Source organism: Citrobacter sp. MNAZ 1397, assembly GCF_023613995.1.
GTDB classification, from domain to species: Bacteria; Pseudomonadota; Gammaproteobacteria; order Enterobacterales; family Enterobacteriaceae; genus Phytobacter; species Phytobacter ursingii.
This window is the reverse complement of record NZ_JAKIVH010000001.1, coordinates 2,867,714-2,886,189: the sequence shown is the minus strand read 5'-3', so window position 1 is coordinate 2,886,189 and position 18,476 is coordinate 2,867,714. Positions and strand designations below refer to the sequence as shown.

The window sequence follows — 18,476 nt, the reverse complement described above, 5'->3', positions numbered from 1 at the left end:
AGGCTATATTTTTATGGGACCACGAAGGAGCGATGCGATGAATATTCCCGAGGACGCTTTACAGGCGTTGCTGCGCCCGGCGCTGGCACAACGCGACGGATTGACGCGTCAGCGGGCGTTATACGTGGCACTGCGGGATGCCATCCTCAATGGAACGTTAAAAGCACATTCGCTGCTTCCAGGCTCACGCGTGCTGGCAAAAACACTCGCCGTTTCCCGAAATACCGTTAACGCCGCGCTGGAACAACTCGCTATTGAAGGCTTTGTGCAGCGGGAACGGCAGGGCACGCGGGTATCGACATTGGCCAGTGCGCCTGTTGTAGGTAACACGTCAGTCGTTTCCCTTGCACAGCGGGTGCGGACCCTGCCGCAGGGGGTGACGCGAAACTCTCCGGCACTTGCCTTTACCCCGGGTCTACCTGCAGTGAACTACTTTCCCATGACCACCTGGCGTAGGCTGAATGAGCGCGTCTGGCGCAATGAGGGGAGTGCGCTGCTGGGGTATGGCGAGTCAGGCGGAGAGCGACGATTGCGTGCGGCTATCGCCCGACATCTCGCGCTGGCCAGAGGCATTCATTGTGAAGCCGAACAAATTGTTATTACCGAAGGGGCGCAGGATGCACTGATGTTATGCATTCATCTTCTCTGCGATCCGGGAAGCCGTGCCTGGGTAGAGGAGCCGGGCTACAATGGTGCGAAAAGCGCTTTTCTTGCCGCAGGATTGCACGTGAAGGGGATCCCGGTTGATGAAGAGGGAATGACGTTGGCTGCATTGGAAACGCCGCCGCGCATTATTTATACCTCGCCTTCGCATCAATATCCGCTGGGTTATGTAATGAGTGCTGCCCGACGTTTGCAGATTCTGGACGCGGCTATACGCGCCGGAAGTTGGATCATCGAAGATGACTATGACAGCGAGTTTCGCTATCTCGGCGATCCGGTGCCTGCCATGCTGGGTATGACTCCTGACCCACCGGTGGTTTACCTGGGAACATTTAGCAAGACGCTCTTTCCGTCGTTACGTATTGGTTTTATGGTGATGCCTCCTGCGCTGGCGCACGCGGCGGCACCGGTTATTAATAGTCTGCTGCGTGGCGGGCATCGTAGCGAACAACTGACTCTGGCGCATTTTATTGAGGATGGTCACTATGCGCGCCATCTCGCAGCGATGCGTCGGTTGTACCGGAAGCGACAGGTGCAATTACGTGAGGCGTTACAGACGGCGCTGAGCATCGAACATCGGGTATTGGGTGGCGACGGTGGGCTGCATTTGACGCTTTCGGTGCCGGGAATCAACGACCTGGACGTTGTGCGTGAGGCGCGCGCGTTTGGTCTTGCGCCTCATGCATTAAGCCGTTTTTACTTACAGCCAACAGCGGCATCGAGTGGCCTGGTTCTCGGCTATGGCAATACTTCTGCAAGCCTGTTTCCCGGTAGTGTGCGAACGCTGGCGCGACTGATTACACAGTGTAAGGTCGGGCGTGTTGATTCTCCCGCTCCCTTGAGTTCGGGTTTTACTCGTAACTGGCGATCACTTCCACCGAGGCGTTAGCAGGACCGCCGGAAATAGCTCGGCCAGGAATACGCACGTAGCGCGCTGCCATTTTGAGGGTGCCATCGCCGGTAATGGCCGCACCGTTAATGGGATAGGCCGTGGATCGGTATGCTGCCGGGTTGAGCGTGTTGGCGCGTATCCAGGTGTCAAACATCACTGGACTGGCTGGCGTTCCTGCCCCAAGTGTTGAATTGTCACCCCAGGCCAACTGGATGCCGTAGCCTGTTGCCCCTGTTCCATCCAGTTCAATCGTGCCTGCGGGGGTGCCGACGTCAGAGACAATGCCTGTACGGGGATGAATCTGTATGCGGATCGGACCATTTTGTCGATTGTTTGCCACGGGAGCGGGGACGTTAGAAAAGTATGCTAAAGTTGTGCTTGAGCCGCCGCCATAACCCGCCGCATTCGGGCAGTCCAGTTTAAAACTGGAATCCACCCAAGCCGATTTTCCCCCCAAACCATCATAGGTTCCCATCTGAACGATTTTACTTCCGCCGACAATATTGCACGTACCACGGATTAAATTTGCAGACCCTTTTGTCGCCATACTCGCCCAGACGAGGTTGGTGCCTTTTGCCTCCATTGATGAGGAAGAGAGTACATCACCACTATTCGGAGAGACTAAAAATTCTACCGTTGGTCCGGTAAAGGCGAGCGATCCGGCGGGAAGGGTACCGGGTATCTTCCACAAATAAAGACTGAACCAGTTGCCATATGCAGTTTGCGAACTTACAGCACTCGTATAGGAATACGCAAAATCAGGCCATGCGGGTACCGGTACATACTGCACACCCGGTGATGTTTCGTCGGTAATAACAGAAATACCCAATCCCGGAATATCCGTCGGGTAGATTTTATGCGTGAAACCATCATAGCTCGGCTCGTTCGGTAATTTATACGCTGAGGAGGTGCCGTTTAGCGTCAATGCTAATCTGATCTGCCGGGTACCTGGAGTGCAGCGAAGGTCAGCAAGCTCATTATAAGATCGTCGAATGGCATACAGCGGCGTGTAGTCCGGGATGTTGCTTCCCAGCACCACATTGACTGGGGGAAGGGTTAATGTACTATTCTTCTCCGGGCCAGTGCAGGTTACCGTCATCGCGTAGATCGCAGGCGAGATGCCATAAAAGATAATAACCGTCAGTAAAAGATAAAAATAGCGTCGCATAATATCATCCCTGTTGCCAAACCATTCCCGTCAATCACCGTACAATAGTTCCGCAAGAAAAGATATTAAATATCCCCTCTAAAATTACTTACTGATTGTTATTCATTCTACAGATTATTATTCTGTATGTGTGCGTTTGTTTTATAAATTTAAATAATATAAATATTTAATGATGAATACTAATTCATCACCTCGGTGAGTTTATAAGAGCCGGAATTATGCGCCTGAATAAAGGGTCTCTGCCAGCGTGTGGGCCAGATTCTCAGAAAGAACACGCGGTCTGGCACCCGTTTCGCCTAAGCTAACACGACTCAACCAGCTTATCAATAAAATTCAATTAATTCATTATGATACAAAATAATATAGTTTTTTATAGTGCGCTGTGCCAGAGGGAGCAATACATAACGAGACGTTAAGGTCATGTGTGCTTAGACAATGCTTTCGTGCGGCATTGATGGAGAATCCGGCACCCGGCAGGCCCACCACCAATTCACTGTTACTACAACGCCAGCCTGTTCCCCGGAGGGATACGCACGCTGGCGCGGCTGATTACGCGGTCTCAGAACGGGTAAGGGTAAATACGTCATAGAAAGAGAGTTCTCCCTTGCGGGATAGCATCTGCTGGAGCTGTGTCTTACGCGCAGTATCGACCGCAGGAGAGGTAAGGATGGCGCTGATAAGCTCCTGGGGGACAAAGCGTGTGTTGTACCATTCGCCGTTATAACAGACGCGAAAATCGAGGACATCGATATCTTCGTAGTGATAGCGTGGATAGACATCGAAGAAAAAGAAGCCGTTCAACAAGACGAACAGCACCACCAGCAGCCACACGGAGTCTACCAGCGTTTCTGATTGCAGCATGACAGCAAGCGTGGCGAGCCAGGCAATATACATGCCGACAAACAGGCCAGGATGTTTGCGAATAAAACTAATGCTAAAGCGCGGACGGTTGTCTCGCTTTTCACGCTGATTAATGTCGTCGATTGTTTCGCTGAGCAGCCGCTGGATCTCTGTCATCTCACGCCTTCGTCTTTGGGGATATGCCGATTAGAGCGTATTTTAAGTTGCCATTTTGTATGAAAAAAGTAACAGTTTATCGACAAAAAAAGATAACAGTTAAATTGCTTCACCCGGAATGGCTTTGATAACTCGGGCGGGGTTGCCGCCGACGACCACATTCGGCGGAACGTCTTTTACGACCACCGCGCCGGAGGCAATAACCGCATTATCGCCAATAGTCACGCCTGGATTGATTACCGCACGTCCACCAATCCAGACGTTATTACCAATGCGAACCGGTTTACCGTATTCGAGACCGCTATTGCGCGCGTTGGCTTCCAGCGGATGTGTTGCCGTATAGATATGTACACCTGGCGCTAACATACAATTGTCGCCAATATGGATGGGGCAAACATCCAGCATGACGCAATCGAAATTGGCGTAAAATTCCTTACCCAGAAAAATATTGTAGCCATAGTCACAGCGAAAGTTTGGTTCAATATATGCGCCGGAACTTTGGCCAAGTAATGTAGCAAGAATCGCAGCGCGTTCTGCTTTTTCGTCAGGGGCGGAATGGTTATACCGATGAATCAGCTCTCTGGCATGCATGCGGTCAGCTCGTAGCGTATCGTCCGCAGGTCGATACGGTAAGCCGGAAATCATTTTACGTTTTTCTTCGCTCATGAAGATAACATGCGCCTGCTAATGCCGCTGGATAGAAAAATGAAAACCATAAATAAACATCGGGAAGACTTAACGTACAAATTTCCACACAGAAGGAGGGATTTTGTCATACAGTTTATTCATGGTTAGTTCAGCCAGACGATGATCGGCTGCTGAATAAAACACCGTAAGCTCATGGTCGGGCAGTTCATATTTATTTTTTTCAATGACGCGTTCGAGTGTGTCAATTGTCTGACAACGTCGTAATCGCATCAAATAATCAATTTTGGTTAATGGCTTATCAGACATGATTTTACCTTTACTGGTTGAAATATTTAACAGGAGTGGCTAACAGGGTTAGCCTTGCTCACATTGACGAAACAACGGAACAATCGGTTTCCCGATTTACGCCATTTCTGCAAGTCTAGTGTGTTGATACCGTAACTACTGAACAGCATAAACGTATCATCAAGGTATTCGTCTATCTGCTCAATCAGTTTATTATCTTCATTATACTTAATTTTATAATTAAGTGCGAAGGTTGCTATATGTTCAATCAACTCATTTAACTGCAAATTGATTGCCGAAGTAGGATCGTTAACCCATCCATGATGGCTTTCTTCAAGATTCAGGAGGCAATCATGGTACAACGTTTCGCAGAGAAATTTAAGCTGCGCGATATCATGCCTTTTTGGCGAGTATTCGTCCATAACACATCCCCTTCTGAGTCGCTTTTTTTACTCACTGAACACTGCTCCGGGGTGGAAACGTCTGATCTGACCAGCAGCATATGCTGCTTTTCCTCATTGATTTAACTATAAGCCAGTCTTAAAAAGATTTCATTGGCCTATTACGAAAAATTACAATTATCGCGTTTTGCTCGTCAAAAATGGAGAAATCACCCCCGTTTATTTCCCTCTTTTATGCGAGAATTTTTGTGCGAAAACAGTAAGTTCCCTTATTCTTCATTGAGTTAGGGGCATTGTTGTATATTTAAGGTTATTAAATATTCCAAAAACGCTAATTACCAGGAATATTCTTACTTAAACTGATTGTACCAGATAATTAAGAATTTTACCTAAGTATATAAGATGCGCACTTAATGGCGTATTAATTCTGTGCGTTATTACGGCTGCACAAAATAAACAAAGTGACAATACGGAGTTTTAATGATCAGAGAAGGGAATATGAAAAAGGCCGCTTTCGCGGCCTTTTCATTCATCACTATCAGTGTTGCTCAACCTTATGAGCGTGCTCAACATCCTCACTTCTGCGGCTAAAGCGGCGGCGTACCACCACAAAGAACACAGGAACGAAGAATATCGCCAGTACCGTTGCGGTAATCATACCGCCCATTACACCGGTACCTACGGCGTTTTGCGCACCGGAGCCTGCGCCCGTACTGATAACCAGCGGCAGAACCCCAAGGATAAACGCCAGTGACGTCATCAGGATTGGACGCAGACGCATACGTACCGCTTCCAGGGTGGCTTCAATAAGACCTTTGCCTTCTTTATCCATCAGATCTTTGGCGAATTCGACGATAAGTATCGCGTTCTTCGCCGACAAGCCAATGGTTGTCAGCAGGCCTACCTGGAAGTAAACGTCGTTGGTCAGACCGCGTAAGGTCGCGGCCAGCAGCGCACCGACCACCCCGAGCGGGACCACCAGCATAACGGAGAACGGAATCGACCAGCTCTCGTACAGCGCTGCCAGGCACAGGAACACCACAATCAGAGAGATGGCGTACAGTGCAGGCGCCTGGTTACCTGACAGACGTTCCTGGTAAGACATGCCCGTCCAGTCATAGCCAATACCCGTCGGCAGTTTACTGGCCAGTTGTTCCATCATCGCCATGGCTTCACCGGTACTTTTACCCGGAGCAGCCTGGCCGAGGATTTCCATGGATGGCAAGCCGTTATAGCGTTCCAGACGCGGAGAGCCATACTCCCAGTGCGATGTCGCAAACGCGGAGAAAGGCACCATCGAGCCGCTTGAACCACGGACATACCAGTTACCAATATCGCTCGGTAACATACGGTATTTCGCGTCGGACATGACGTACACTTTCTTCACACGGCCACGGTCGATGAAGTCGTTAACGTAGCTACCGCCCCATGCCGCGCCAAGCGTGGTATTGATGTCACTTAACGAGACGCCCAACGCCTGTGCTTTTTCCTGGTCGATATTGATTTTGAACTGTGGCGTATCTTCCAGACCGTTCGGGCGCACGCCGACCAGCAGATCCGGATGCTGTGCAATTTCTCCGAACAACTGGTTACGTGCCTGCATCAGCTTGTCATGGCCCAGGTTCGCCTGGTCAATCAGCTGGAAGTCAAAGCCCGTCGCTGTACCCAGTTCAACGATTGCTGGCAGGTTAAAGGCGAACACCATCGCATCTTTAATTTGCGAGAAGTGCGCGCTTGCACGACCTGCGATCGCCGGCACTTTGTTTTTCTCGCCCGGACGTTCATCCCAGTTTTTCAGCGACACGAATGCCAGACCGGTGTTCTGACCACGCCCGGAGAAGCCGAAGCCGTTAACGGTAAACACAGAGTTCACGTTATCTTTTTCGGTTTCCAGATAGTATTTGGTCACCTCATCCAGCACTTTCTGCGTACGCTCTTGCGTCGCACCCGCCGGAAGTTGCGCCATGGTCAGGAACACACCCTGGTCTTCATCGGGCAGGAACGAACTGGGCAGACGAACGAACAGGATGGCCATGCCAATCACGATAAGAATGTAGAGCAGCAGGTAACGACCCGTACTGCGCAGAATATTGCCTACGCTGTCGGTGTAGTGGTGCGTGCTCTTATCAAATACGCGGTTAAACCAGCCAAAGAAGCCCTTCTTGCCTTCACCATGATCGCCTTTGGCAATCGGTTTAAGCATGGTCGCACAGAGCGCTGGCGTCAGGATTAATGCTACCAGTACCGAGAGCGCCATTGCCGAAACAATGGTAATAGAGAACTGACGGTAAATCGCGCCGGTCGAACCACCGAAGAAGGCCATCGGAATAAATACCGCCGACAGAACCATCGCGATACCGACCAACGCGCCCTGAATCTGGCCCATGGACTTACGCGTGGCTTCTTTTGGCGGCAAGCCCTCTTCGGACATGACACGCTCAACGTTCTCTACCACGACGATGGCGTCATCCACCAACAGGCCTATCGCCAGCACCATACCAAACATGGTGAGGGTGTTTATCGAATAACCAAATGCTGAGAGTATGGCGAAGGTGCCCAACAGTACGACGGGTACCGCGATGGTCGGAATCAACGTTGCGCGGAAGTTCTGCAGGAACAGATACATTACCAGGAATACCAGCACGATCGCTTCAACCAGCGTTTTCACCACTTCGTTAATGGAGATCTTAACGAATGGGGTGGTATCGTACGGATAAACCACTTTCAGCCCGTGCGGGAAGAACGGTTCCAGTTTGGCGATAGTGGCACGCACTGCGTTCGCAGTATCCAGCGCATTCGCACCGGTTGCCAGCTTGATACCAAGACCAGATGCGGGTTGACCGTTGTAGCGGGCGATAACGTCGTAGTTTTCGCCGCCCAGCTCAATTTTCGCCACGTCACGCAGACGAACCTGCGACCCATCCTGGTTAACTTTCAGCAGTATCTTACCGAACTCTTCCGTTGAGGTCAGACGTGTCTGTGCGATGATAGAGGCGTTCAACTGCTGGCCTTTCACCGGCGGCGTCCCACCTAACTGGCCTGCCGCGACCTGGGCGTTCTGCGCTTTAATGGCCGTAATAACATCGACAGGAGTCAACTGGAAATTATTCAGTTTATTCGGGTCCATCCAGATACGCATTGCATACTGCGCACCGAACAACTGTACGTCACCCACACCCTTCGTACGGCTAACCGGGTCTTTTATGGTAGCACCCACATAGTCGGCAATATCTTCCTGCGTCATGGAACCATCGGTACTGATCATACCGAGAACCATCAGGAAGCTACTGGACGACTTCTCAACGCTCACACCCTGCTGCTGAACTTCCTGCGGCAGTAATGGCATTGCCAGCTGCAGTTTGTTCTGCACCTGTACCTGGGCGATATCCGCATCGGTACCAGAATCAAAGGTGATAGTGATCTGTACCGTACCTGAGGAGTCACTGGTGGAGGACATATACAGCAGGCCATCGATACCGTTCATGTTCTGTTCGATAACCTGCGTAACGGTATCCTGCACCGTTTTTGCATCAGCACCGGGATAGGACGCACTGATCTGAATTGCCGGCGGCGCAATCGTCGGATATTGCGCAACTGGCAGCGTCAGGATCGCCAGTCCCCCCGCAAGCATGATGATTATGGCGATCACCCAGGCAAATATGGGGCGATCAATAAAGAAATTTGGCATGTCTTAACGGCTCCTGTTTAAGTTAAGACTTAGACTGCTGTGACTGCGCGCCGGCCGGGGCTTGCTCTTTATTCTCAGCGGTCACTTCCTGTGCTTTTACCTGCGCACCGGGTCTTACTTTTTGAAGGCCTGTCACAATCACGCGATCGCCTGCTTTCAGGCCATCTGTCACCAGCCATTTATCGCCAATGGCCTGTGTTGCGGTGAGTTTACGGATTTCGACTTTATCGCCTTCACCCACGACCATCGCGGTAGCGTCACCACGTGGGGTACGGGTCACACCCTGTTGCGGAACCAGCAGTGCATTCGGATTGGTCCCTTCTTCGAGTTTCGCGCGCACGAACAGACCTGGCAGCAGCGTCATATCCGGGTTCGGGAAAATCGCGCGCAATGTGATAGAACCGGTAGTTTGATCAACGGTGACGTCAGAAAACTCCAGTGTGCCGGTCTGCGGGTATTTCACGCCGTCGTTGGTCACCAGCTCAACTTTCGCTTTACCGTTTTCCTGTTTCAGCGTGCCGTTCGCCAGCTCCTGTTTCAGTCGCAGGTAGTCGTTGCTGGACTGAGTCACATCGACGTAGATGGGGTCAAGCTGCTGAACGGTAGCCAGAGCGGTTGCTTGCCCGGTTTGCACCAGTGCACCTTCAGTCACGGACGATTTACCGATACGTCCGCTGATTGGAGAGGTGACTTTGGTATAGGCAAGGTTGATACGCGCGGTTTCAACCGCAGCTTTTGCCGCAACGACAGCGGCATCTGCCTGCTGTGCGTCAGCCTGAGCTGTATCATAATCCTGTTGGCTGATGTACTTAGTGCCCAACAATTTCTGATAACGAGACGCGGTCATGCGCGCGATGTTTGCCGCAGCCTGTGCTTTTGCCAGATCGCCTTTCGCGCTTTCATAAGACGCCTGATAGGTGGCCGGATCAATCTGATAAAGCGAGACACCCGCTTCTATATCACTACCTTCTGTGAAGTTGCGTTTTAAAATAATGCCACTGACCTGAGGACGGACTTCCGCAACGCGAAACGCGCTGGTTCTGCCTGGAAGTTCGGTTGTGATCTGCAGAGGTTCTGTTTTTAGCGTGACGACGCCAACTTCTGGCGCCTGGCCCGCAGCGCCGCCCTGTTGAGCGGGTTTTTCATCACATCCTGTAAGCGCTAAGCTGCCTGAAAGCATCAGAACGACCGCCAGAGGCGTTAACCCTCTGTTTTTGTTCATATGTAAACCTCGAGTGTCCGATTTCAAATTGATCAATGGATCAAATGTCCCAAACCCATTGCTGCGTTTATATTATCGTCATGCTATGGTACAAACATTCATAAATGTATGTAAATCTGACTCCTGTCAATTCACCAACATATGGCACGAAAAACCAAACAGCAGGCACAAGAGACACGCCAGCACATCCTTGATGTGGCCTTGCGTTTGTTCTCCCGGCAGGGCGTATCAGCAACCTCACTGGCAGATATTGCACAGGCAGCGGGGGTGACCCGCGGTGCGATTTACTGGCACTTCAAAAATAAGTCGGATTTATTCAGTGAGATCTGGGAGCTATCAGAAGCCAGCATCAGCGATCTCGAAACTGAGTATCGGGCAAAATTCCCCGACGATCCACTGTCAGTTTTAAGGGAAATCCTGGTCTATATCCTCGAAGCAACCGTGGTCGAAGAGCGTCGCCGACTCATGATGGAAATCATTTTTCACAAATGTGAGTTTGTTGGCGAAATGGCGGTCTTGCAAGAGGCGCAGCGTAATTTGTGCCTGGAGAGCTACGATCGCATTGAGCATACACTTAATGAGTGTATTAAAGCTAAATTACTCCCTGAGAGCTTACTCACCCGCCGGACGGCAGTTTTGATGCGTGCCTATATTTCCGGCGTGATGGAGAACTGGCTTTTCTCCCCCCAATCGTTTGATTTAAAGAAAGAAGCCCGCGATTATGTAGCGATATTACTGGAGATGTGCCAGTTTTGTCCAACGCTGCATAATCAAACGTCAGGGGTGTAAGCCCGGTCAGATTTTGCGGAAAAAGTGACTGCTAACATTACGTTACTAGGTTGTAACTTGTCGGCGTGATATCCTTCGCGTGTGGCTAGCTTCGGCCATCTTTCCTGTTCACAGATTAATCACGCAAATGATGCTGCAATCCACACGTTCAAGAAGTGCGCTCCCGGTTTTGGCTGCCGCGCTGTTTTTTGTCTTTGCCTTCATTACGGGCAGCGCTTTCGCGGCCCCGGCAAACAACGAATTACCCGCTCGCTCCGATGTCCAGAGTCAACTCGACGCTCTGAATAAGCAAAAAGATCCCACCGCTACGGATAAACTGGTTATTCAGGATTTAACAGAAACCCTGGATGTTCTGGACAAAATCGAACGGGTTAAGCAGGAAACTGCGCTCTTAAAACAGAAAATCACCCAGGCGCCGGACAAACTGCGCCAGGCGACTGATGCCCTCAATGCGCTCAGCGATAAAGATAACGACGATGAAACGCGTAAAACGCTGGCAACGCTATCTCTGCGCCAGCTTGAGTCGCGCGTGGCACAATTGCTGGACGATTTACAAACGGCTCAGAACGATTTATCTAATTATAACAGTCAGTTAGTTTCATTGCAGACGCAGCCGGAACGTGTGCAGAGTTCCATGTACACCGCTTCGCAGCAGTTACAGCAAATCCGCAATCGTCTTAATGGCACGGCGGCAGGTGAGGGGGCGCTGCGTCCGACACAGCAGACGCTTTTACTTGCTCAACAGGCATTGCTGAATGCGCAAATCGAACAGTTGCGTAAGAGTCTCGAAGGGAATACCACATTGCAGGACACGCTGCAGAAACAGCGCGATTACACCACTGCGAACAGCAATCGTCTTGAACATCAACTGCAACTGTTGCAAGAAGCTGTCAATAATAAGCGATTGACGCTGACAGAAAAAACCGCCCAGGAAGCCGTAACGCCGGATGAAACCGCGCGAATCCAGGCGATGCCGTTAGTGAAGCAGGAACTGGACGTTAACCACCAGCTTAGCCAGAAGCTCATTACCGCGACGGAAAACGGTAACTCGCTGGTGCAGCAAAACATTAAAGTGAAAAACTGGCTTGACCGTGCGCTGCAGTCTGAGCGCAATGTGAAGGAGCAGATTTCGGTGCTTAAAGGCAGCTTGCTGCTGTCGCGCATCCTTTATCAGCAACAACAAACGCTCCCTTCCGCTGATGAGCTTGAAGACATGACCAACCGCATTGCGGACCTGCGTCTGGAACAGTTTGAGGTCAATCAGCAGCGTGATGCCCTTTTCCAGAGCGATGCGTTCGTGGCAAAACTGGAAGAGGGGCATTCGAGTGAGGTCAACGACGAAGTGCATGACGCCCTGTTACAGGTCGTGGACATGCGTCGTGAATTGCTCGATCAACTGAATAAGCAGTTGGGTAATCAGTTGATGATGGCGATAAACCTGCAGGTTAACCAGCAGCAACTGATGAGCGTCTCGAAAAGTCTTCAGGAGATCCTCACACAGCAAATTTTCTGGGTAAACAGCAATAAGCCTATGGACTGGGACTGGGTGAAATCTTTCCCACAGGCGCTGAAAGACCAGATAAGTAAAATGAAAATCACCGGGAACTGGGAAAAAGCCTGGCCTGCTGTGGCGATTGCGTTCCTCACCGGTTTGCCGCTGTTACTGATTGCCGGCTTGATTCGCTGGCGTCTGAGCTGGTTGCGCAGCTATCAGGCGCGTCTTGCGGCTCAGGTTGGTCAGCTACGTAATGACAGCCAGTTACATACGCCGAAAGCGATTCTCATCGACCTGATTCGTGCGCTACCGGTGTGCCTGATTATTCTGGCGGTCGGTCTCATTTTGCTCACCATGCAGCTTAATATCAGTGAGCTTTTGTGGGCGTTCAGTAAAAAACTGACCCTCTTCTGGCTGGTCTTCGGGCTGTGCTGGAAAGTGCTGGAAAAAGATGGCGTGGCGGTGAACCACTTTAATATGCCGGCGCAACTCACCAGCCACTGGCGTCGCCAGATCGTCCGTATCAGTCTTGCGCTGCTGCCGCTGCATTTCTGGTCTGTGGTCTCCGAACTTTCGCCGTTGCATTTGATGGACGATGTTCTGGGGCAAACGGTTATTCTGCTTAACCTGCTGCTCATTACGGGCCTGGTCTGGCCGATGTTCCGCGAAAGCTGGCGAGACAAAGAGTCTCATGGCATACGACTTATCACCATAACTGTGCTGGCCATCGTTCCGGTGGCGTTGATGGTTCTGACCGCCACGGGGTATTTCTACACGACGTTGCGTCTGGCCGGACGCTGGATTGAAACCGTCTATCTGGTGATCATCTGGAATCTCCTGTACCAGACCGTGCTGCGCGGCCTCAGCGTTGCGGCGCGCCGTATTGCTTACCGCCGTGCACTTGCCCGTCGCCAGAACCTGATAAAAGAAGGGGCCGAAGGGGCCGAGCCGCAGGAAGAGCCCGGGATTGCCCTGGAGCAGGTTAACCAGCAAACACTGCGTATTACCATGTTGGTGATGATCGCCCTCTTTGGCGTGGCGTTTTGGGCGATTTGGTCAGATTTAATTACCGTTTTCGCCTATCTGGACAGCGTTGTTCTGTGGCACTACAACGGTATGGAAGCCGGCGTCGCCGCAGTAAAAAGCGTGACCATGGGGAGCATGCTGTTTGCATTGATTGCCACGGTGGTGGCCTGGGCGTTGATTCGTAACTTGCCTGGTTTGCTTGAGGTTATCGTTCTCTCGCGGTTGAACATGCGCCAGGGGGCGTCCTACGCCATTACCACTATTCTGAACTATGTCATCATTGCCGTTGGCGCGATGACAGTGTTTGGGTCGTTGGGTGTCTCATGGGACAAACTACAATGGCTGGCGGCCGCTCTGTCGGTTGGTTTAGGTTTCGGCTTACAGGAAATCTTCGGTAACTTTGTCTCCGGCTTAATCATTCTATTCGAACGTCCGGTACGCATCGGCGATACCGTTACCATCGGCACCTTCTCCGGGTCGGTAAGTAAGATTCGTATTCGCGCCACCACGATCACCGATTTTGACCGCAAAGAGGTCATTATTCCCAACAAAGCGTTCGTGACCGAGCGTCTGATCAACTGGTCGCTTTCCGACACCATCACTCGCGTGGTGATCCGTCTGGGTGTCGCGTACGGTTCCGATCTGGACAAGGTGAAAGAGGTGCTGTTGAAGGCGGCGATGGAACATCCGAAAGTGATGCATGACCCTGAACCGTCGGTGTTCTTTACCACCTTTGGCCCGAGCACGCTGGATCATGAACTGCGTCTGTATGTACGTGAACTGCGCGATCGTAGCTACACGGTGGATGAACTGAACCGCACGATCGACAGACTGTGTCGCGAAAATAACATCGATATCGCCTTCAACCAGCTGGAAGTGCATTTGCGCAATGCCAGCGGTGACGAGCACACAGAAGTGATGCGCGAACTGAAAGGCGACGATCCGACGCCGGCACAGAATTAATTCAGAGCTCCCCGAATGACGGGCAGTACGCCTCTCTTGCTGTCGCCCCGGTAAGCGTTAGCGCCGCCGGGGATTATTCCCGGATGCGGCGTGAACGCTTTATCCGGGCTATGTTTCCCTGCGAGCAGGGAGCGGTTTTCTCCTTCTCCCGTGGGAGAGGAGCGGGGTGAGGGCATCAGGCCATACCCATCTCAGCCCTCGCTCTCCCTGACTTTGCGCGCAAAATCCCGTTGCACAATTTCCAGCGCTTTTAGCACGGTTTCGGGCGCAATATCATGTTCTTCCAACAACATAATCAAATCGACTGCCAGCTTGACCTCATCCGGTGCATCTTCCAGGGACATACATTCTCCTCGGGTTAACGTGTCAGGCGCGCCAGCACCCGTTCAATATTCTCCAGCGCCTCGCGACAGCGGCCCAGTCTGCCTTCCAGTGCAGTGATTTCTTTGTGTAATTGCTGCTGTTCGACGAAGGTGTCGACATTTGCCAGACGCACTTCCCGCTCATGTTTCATCGCTATCAGACGCTGTTCGAATTGCTGATGCTGCAACCGCTTACGCTGCCATTTTTGAATACCGGGCGCGGGGCTATCCCACTCGCGCAGCGACCATGAGGCCGCTTCGCGACTGAGGGCGGCAATTTGCGCCTCCAGATGCTCTGCAAGCCAGGCTACCTGCTCGATTTGCCGTGCGTCAACGGCATGGCGAAGCGCGCTCAGACTGCGCTGAGCTTCCTGCAGGCAGGCGTCCAGGGTGGTGCGACGTGTATGAAAGAGGTGACGGTCGAAACGTGGACTCACCGTAGCGTGCTTTACCTGAGGGGCGATGTGTCGCGCCAGCTCGTCCAGCTTTTGTTCCAGAGCCTGTAAAAGCAACGCGCTTCTCACGATTCTCTCCCCTGTAAATGGCGGCGACTATGCTACATTAGCCGCTCATCAATGATAATGATTCGCACTATGAAACGGACTATTTTAATCATCATTGGCTGGCTGGCGGTAGTGCTGGGTACTCTCGGCGTCGTTTTGCCTTTACTGCCGACCACGCCGTTTATCCTGCTGGCCGCCTGGTGCTTTGCGCGCTCATCGCCCCGGTTTCACCAGTGGTTATTGTACCGTTCCTGGTTTGGCGGCTATTTGCGTCACTGGCAAACCTATAAGGCGATGCCACCAGGCGCTAAACCCCGGGCCATCGCCGTAATACTGATAACGTTCGCGATTTCTCTGTGGCTGGTGAAGATTATATGGGTGCGATGGCTACTGCTGGTCATTTTGTCTTGCTTGCTGATTTTTATGTGGCGCCTGCCCGTGATTGACGCAAAGCAACAAAAACCATAAAGCCCACCGATGGAAGTTGCAATTGTCGCGTTCTGCCAGTAAATTCGAGCGTTTTCGAGCACAGGCGCGACTGGTTAAATGTTAACCGCAGGTTACATGCGAAACCTCAGTATGCGCCGTGAGTAACACCGTTTCTATCAGGCAAAAATCCATGACAGCGACTGCGCAGCAGCTTGAATTTCTCAAAAACAGCATCAAAAGCATTCAGGATTATCCGAAACCGGGCATCCTGTTCCGTGATGTCACCAGTTTGCTGGAAGACCCGAAAGCGTACGCTCTCAGCATTGAACTGCTGGTTGAACGCTACAAAGACGCCGGGATCACGAAAGTAGTAGGTACAGAAGCACGTGGCTTCCTGTTCGGCGCACCGGTTGCGTTGGGGCTGGGCGTTGGCTTTGTACCGGTACGTAAGCCGCGTAAACTGCCGCGTGAAACGATCGCGGAAAGCTATGAACTGGAATACGGTACCGATCAGCTTGAGATCCACATTGATGCGATCCAGGCTGGCGATAAAGTCCTGGTGGTCGATGATCTGCTGGCCACAGGCGGCACCATCGAAGCGACGGTAAAACTGATCCGCCGTTTAGGCGGCGAAGTGACCGATGCAGCATTCATCATTAACCTGTTCGATCTGGGCGGTGAACAACGTCTGGAAAAACAGGGTCTGACTTGCTTTAGTCTGGTGCCATTCCCGGGGCATTAATTATCAGACTGCCTTATTTGTCATTTTAGCACTGGGCAGTGCGCGTAATCCTCACGTACCCTGCGTACGTTCCGGTTACAGTGCGCTGTCCGTCACTAAACTGTCTGCAACGGCGACGTCCGAATTATTGCCAAAAGAGACAGCCTCGCTGATTAAGTGAGGTTGTGATAGCATTCCCCCCTATTAATCCACCTCCAGCGTTTCAGAGCCTGCCAATGAGTTATCAGGTCTTAGCCCGTAAATGGCGACCCCAAACTTTTGCTGACGTCGTCGGCCAGGAGCATGTGCTCACCGCACTGGCGAACGGCTTATCCTCAGGACGCATCCATCATGCCTACCTCTTTTCCGGTACGCGCGGCGTCGGTAAAACCTCTATTGCCCGCCTGCTGGCAAAAGGGCTGAATTGTGAGACGGGTGTCACCGCAACACCCTGCGGCGTGTGCGATAGCTGTCGGGAAATCGAACAGGGGCGCTTTGTTGACTTAATCGAAATTGATGCGGCATCCCGTACCAAGGTCGAAGATACCCGTGACCTGCTGGACAACGTGCAGTACGCCCCCGCGCGCGGTCGTTTCAAGGTCTACCTTATTGACGAAGTGCACATGCTCTCGCGCCACAGCTTTAACGCGCTGTTGAAAACGCTTGAAGAGCCGCCTGAGCACGTCAAATTCCTGCTGGCGACCACCGATCCGCAAAAATTGCCGGTGACGATTCTGTCGCGTTGTCTGCAGTTTCATCTTAAAGCGCTGGACGTTGATCAAATCCGCCAGCAGCTTGAACACATTCTTGACGCCGAAAACATTCCTCACGAATTGCGTGCGCTCCAGTTGCTGGCCCGCGCCGCAGACGGCAGCCTGCGTGATGCGCTGAGCCTTACCGACCAGGCGATTGCCAGCGGCGATGGTCAACTGACCGCGCACGTAGTGAGCACCATGCTCGGGACGCTCAATGACGATCAGGCACTGGCGCTGATTGAAGCGGTCGTGGCGGCCGACGGCGAACGGACGATGGCGCTGGTAAATGAGGCTGCCTCCCGTGGTGTCGAATGGGACGCTTTACTGGTGGAGATGCAAACGCTGATGCACCGCATCGCCATGATTCAGCTCAGCCCTGCGGCGTTGGGCAGCGATATGGCCCCCATTGAGCAACGCATGCGGGAACTGGCGCGTATAGTGCCGCCTGGTGATGTGCAGCTCTATTACCAGACGCTGCTCATTGGCCGAAAAGAGTTGCCGTATGCGCCGGACAGACGCATGGGTATGGAGATGACCCTGCTGCGCGCGCTGGCGTTTCATCCGCGCGAGCCATTAACAGTGCCGGATGCGCCCCAGCTTTCTTTCGCGCCAGCTGCGCCTGTGGCGGTGCTGAATCCGGTGCAGGTCCCGGTGCAGGCGGCGCCATCGCAGCCGCAACAGCAACCGCAGCATGATGTTGCCCTGCCTGATGCCACCAGCCAGGTGCTGGCGGCCCGTCGCCAACTGCAGCGCGCTCAGGGAGCGGACAAAACAAAAAAGAGTGAACCGGCAGCCGCAGCCCGCGTGCGGCCGGTGAACAATAGCGCGCTGGAGAGACTGGCGTCGGTTACCGAGCGCGTGCAATCGCGTCAGGCACCTTCTGCGCATGAAGAGGCTGCGGTAAAAAAAGAGGCCTACCGCTGGAAAGCGACAACCGTCACCGAAGAGGTGAAAGAGACGGTGGCCACGCCGAAGGCGCTAAAAAAAGCGCTGGAGCACGAAAAGACACCCGAGTTGTCGAAGAAACTGGCGGAGGAATCGCTCGCGCGTGATGCCTGGGCGGCAGAAATCAGCCGGCTGACCCTGCCAAAACTGGTTGAGCAGGTGGCGCTTAATGCCTGGAAAGAGCAGGATGAGAACCGGGTTTGCCTGCATTTACGTTCTGCTCAGCGCCACCTGAATTCGCCATCGGCGCAAAAAACGCTGGCGGATGCGCTTTCGGCATTACATGGCAACACGGTTGAATTGACTATCATTGAAGATGATAATCCTGCGGTGCGAACGCCGCTGGAATGGCGTCAGGCCATATATGAAGAGAAACTCGCGCAGGCGCGCGAGGCGATTATCACGGATAACAACATTCAGACCCTGCAACGTTTCTTCGATGCGGATCTGGATGAAGAGAGTATTCGTCCCATTTGATGGTAAGCTGGCTTGCTGTCAACTAAC

General features: G+C 52.4%; 14 protein-coding genes, 1 pseudogene and 1 other annotated feature. Of the genes and pseudogenes, 6 read left to right on the top strand and 9 right to left on the bottom strand.

All coding sequences use genetic code 11. The annotated features are described in order from the left end of the window. Positions 1-37: 37 nt before the first annotated feature. Positions 38-1,468, top strand: a pseudogene (gene pdxR, locus L2097_RS13550) (MocR-like pyridoxine biosynthesis transcription factor PdxR); the annotation flags it as partial. A gap of 46 nt (positions 1,469-1,514) precedes the next feature. On the opposite strand, the gene L2097_RS13545 reads toward pdxR, so the two are convergent. From L2097_RS13545 to acrA, 7 genes are all read right to left on the bottom strand, one after another. After that, entirely contained in the window at positions 1,515-2,723 is a 1,209-nt protein-coding gene (locus tag L2097_RS13545; protein ID WP_250353018.1) for a fimbrial protein, read from the bottom strand. Positions 2,724-3,272: 549 nt separating this feature from the next. Continuing rightward, positions 3,273-3,740, bottom strand: coding sequence for a YlaC family protein (locus tag L2097_RS13540; RefSeq protein ID WP_047371550.1), 468 nt, complete (start codon positions 3,738-3,740; stop codon positions 3,273-3,275). Between the two features lie 99 nt (positions 3,741-3,839). After that, positions 3,840-4,406: a maltose O-acetyltransferase gene (maa, locus tag L2097_RS13535; RefSeq protein WP_047371549.1), complete on the bottom strand. Its 567-nt coding sequence runs from the start codon at positions 4,404-4,406 to the stop codon at positions 3,840-3,842. A gap of 69 nt (positions 4,407-4,475) precedes the next feature. Then, positions 4,476-4,694, bottom strand: a complete 219-nt coding sequence (gene hha, locus L2097_RS13530) for a hemolysin expression-modulating protein Hha (protein ID WP_041852465.1) — start codon at positions 4,692-4,694, stop codon at positions 4,476-4,478. Positions 4,695-4,720: 26 nt separating this feature from the next. Next, on the bottom strand, positions 4,721-5,095 hold the full coding sequence (gene tomB, locus L2097_RS13525; protein WP_250353017.1) for an Hha toxicity modulator TomB: 375 nt from the start codon (positions 5,093-5,095) through the stop codon (positions 4,721-4,723). Between the two features lie 517 nt (positions 5,096-5,612). Beyond that, entirely contained in the window at positions 5,613-8,762 is a 3,150-nt protein-coding gene (gene acrB, locus L2097_RS13520) for a multidrug efflux RND transporter permease subunit AcrB (protein WP_250353016.1), read from the bottom strand. 22 nt (positions 8,763-8,784) lie between these two features. After that, entirely contained in the window at positions 8,785-9,984 is a 1,200-nt protein-coding gene (acrA, locus tag L2097_RS13515) for a multidrug efflux RND transporter periplasmic adaptor subunit AcrA (protein ID WP_047371547.1), read from the bottom strand. 141 nt (positions 9,985-10,125) lie between these two features. Here acrA and acrR point away from each other — a divergent pair, with 141 nt between their 5' ends. Together acrR and mscK are read left to right on the top strand one after the other, a co-directional pair. After that, positions 10,126-10,773 (top strand): multidrug efflux transporter transcriptional repressor AcrR, encoded by a 648-nt coding sequence (gene acrR / locus L2097_RS13510; protein WP_250353015.1) that lies wholly within the window; start codon positions 10,126-10,128, stop codon positions 10,771-10,773. A gap of 130 nt (positions 10,774-10,903) precedes the next feature. Beyond that, positions 10,904-14,257 carry a mechanosensitive channel MscK gene (mscK, locus tag L2097_RS13505; protein WP_250353169.1) on the top strand — a complete coding sequence of 1,118 codons (3,354 nt, stop codon included), beginning with the start codon at positions 10,904-10,906 and terminating at the stop codon, positions 14,255-14,257. A gap of 191 nt (positions 14,258-14,448) precedes the next feature. On the opposite strand, the gene rsmS is transcribed toward mscK, so the two are convergent. Both rsmS and priC read right to left on the bottom strand, forming a co-directional pair. Beyond that, positions 14,449-14,601 carry a pleiotropic regulatory protein RsmS gene (rsmS, locus tag L2097_RS13500; protein ID WP_071845917.1) on the bottom strand — a complete coding sequence of 51 codons (153 nt, stop codon included), beginning with the start codon at positions 14,599-14,601 and terminating at the stop codon, positions 14,449-14,451. Positions 14,602-14,615: 14 nt separating this feature from the next. After that, positions 14,616-15,143, bottom strand: coding sequence for a primosomal replication protein N'' (gene priC, locus L2097_RS13495; RefSeq protein WP_250353014.1), 528 nt, complete (start codon positions 15,141-15,143; stop codon positions 14,616-14,618). A 69-nt stretch (positions 15,144-15,212) separates the two neighbouring features. Here priC and L2097_RS13490 point away from each other — a divergent pair, with 69 nt between their 5' ends. The 3 genes from L2097_RS13490 (at position 15,213) to dnaX (ending at position 18,449) form a co-directional block, all read left to right on the top strand. Beyond that, positions 15,213-15,590 carry a DUF454 family protein gene (locus L2097_RS13490; RefSeq protein WP_085006959.1) on the top strand — a complete coding sequence of 126 codons (378 nt, stop codon included), beginning with the start codon at positions 15,213-15,215 and terminating at the stop codon, positions 15,588-15,590. Between the two features lie 151 nt (positions 15,591-15,741). Then, positions 15,742-16,293 carry an adenine phosphoribosyltransferase gene (apt, locus tag L2097_RS13485; protein WP_047371543.1) on the top strand — a complete coding sequence of 184 codons (552 nt, stop codon included), beginning with the start codon at positions 15,742-15,744 and terminating at the stop codon, positions 16,291-16,293. Between the two features lie 215 nt (positions 16,294-16,508). After that, positions 16,509-18,449: a DNA polymerase III subunit gamma/tau gene (dnaX, locus tag L2097_RS13480; RefSeq protein WP_250353013.1), complete on the top strand. Its 1,941-nt coding sequence runs from the start codon at positions 16,509-16,511 to the stop codon at positions 18,447-18,449. Further along, positions 17,782-17,846: a sequence feature (DnaX frameshifting element), on the top strand. Its footprint overlaps the gene before it by 65 nt. Positions 18,450-18,476 lie beyond the last annotated feature (27 nt).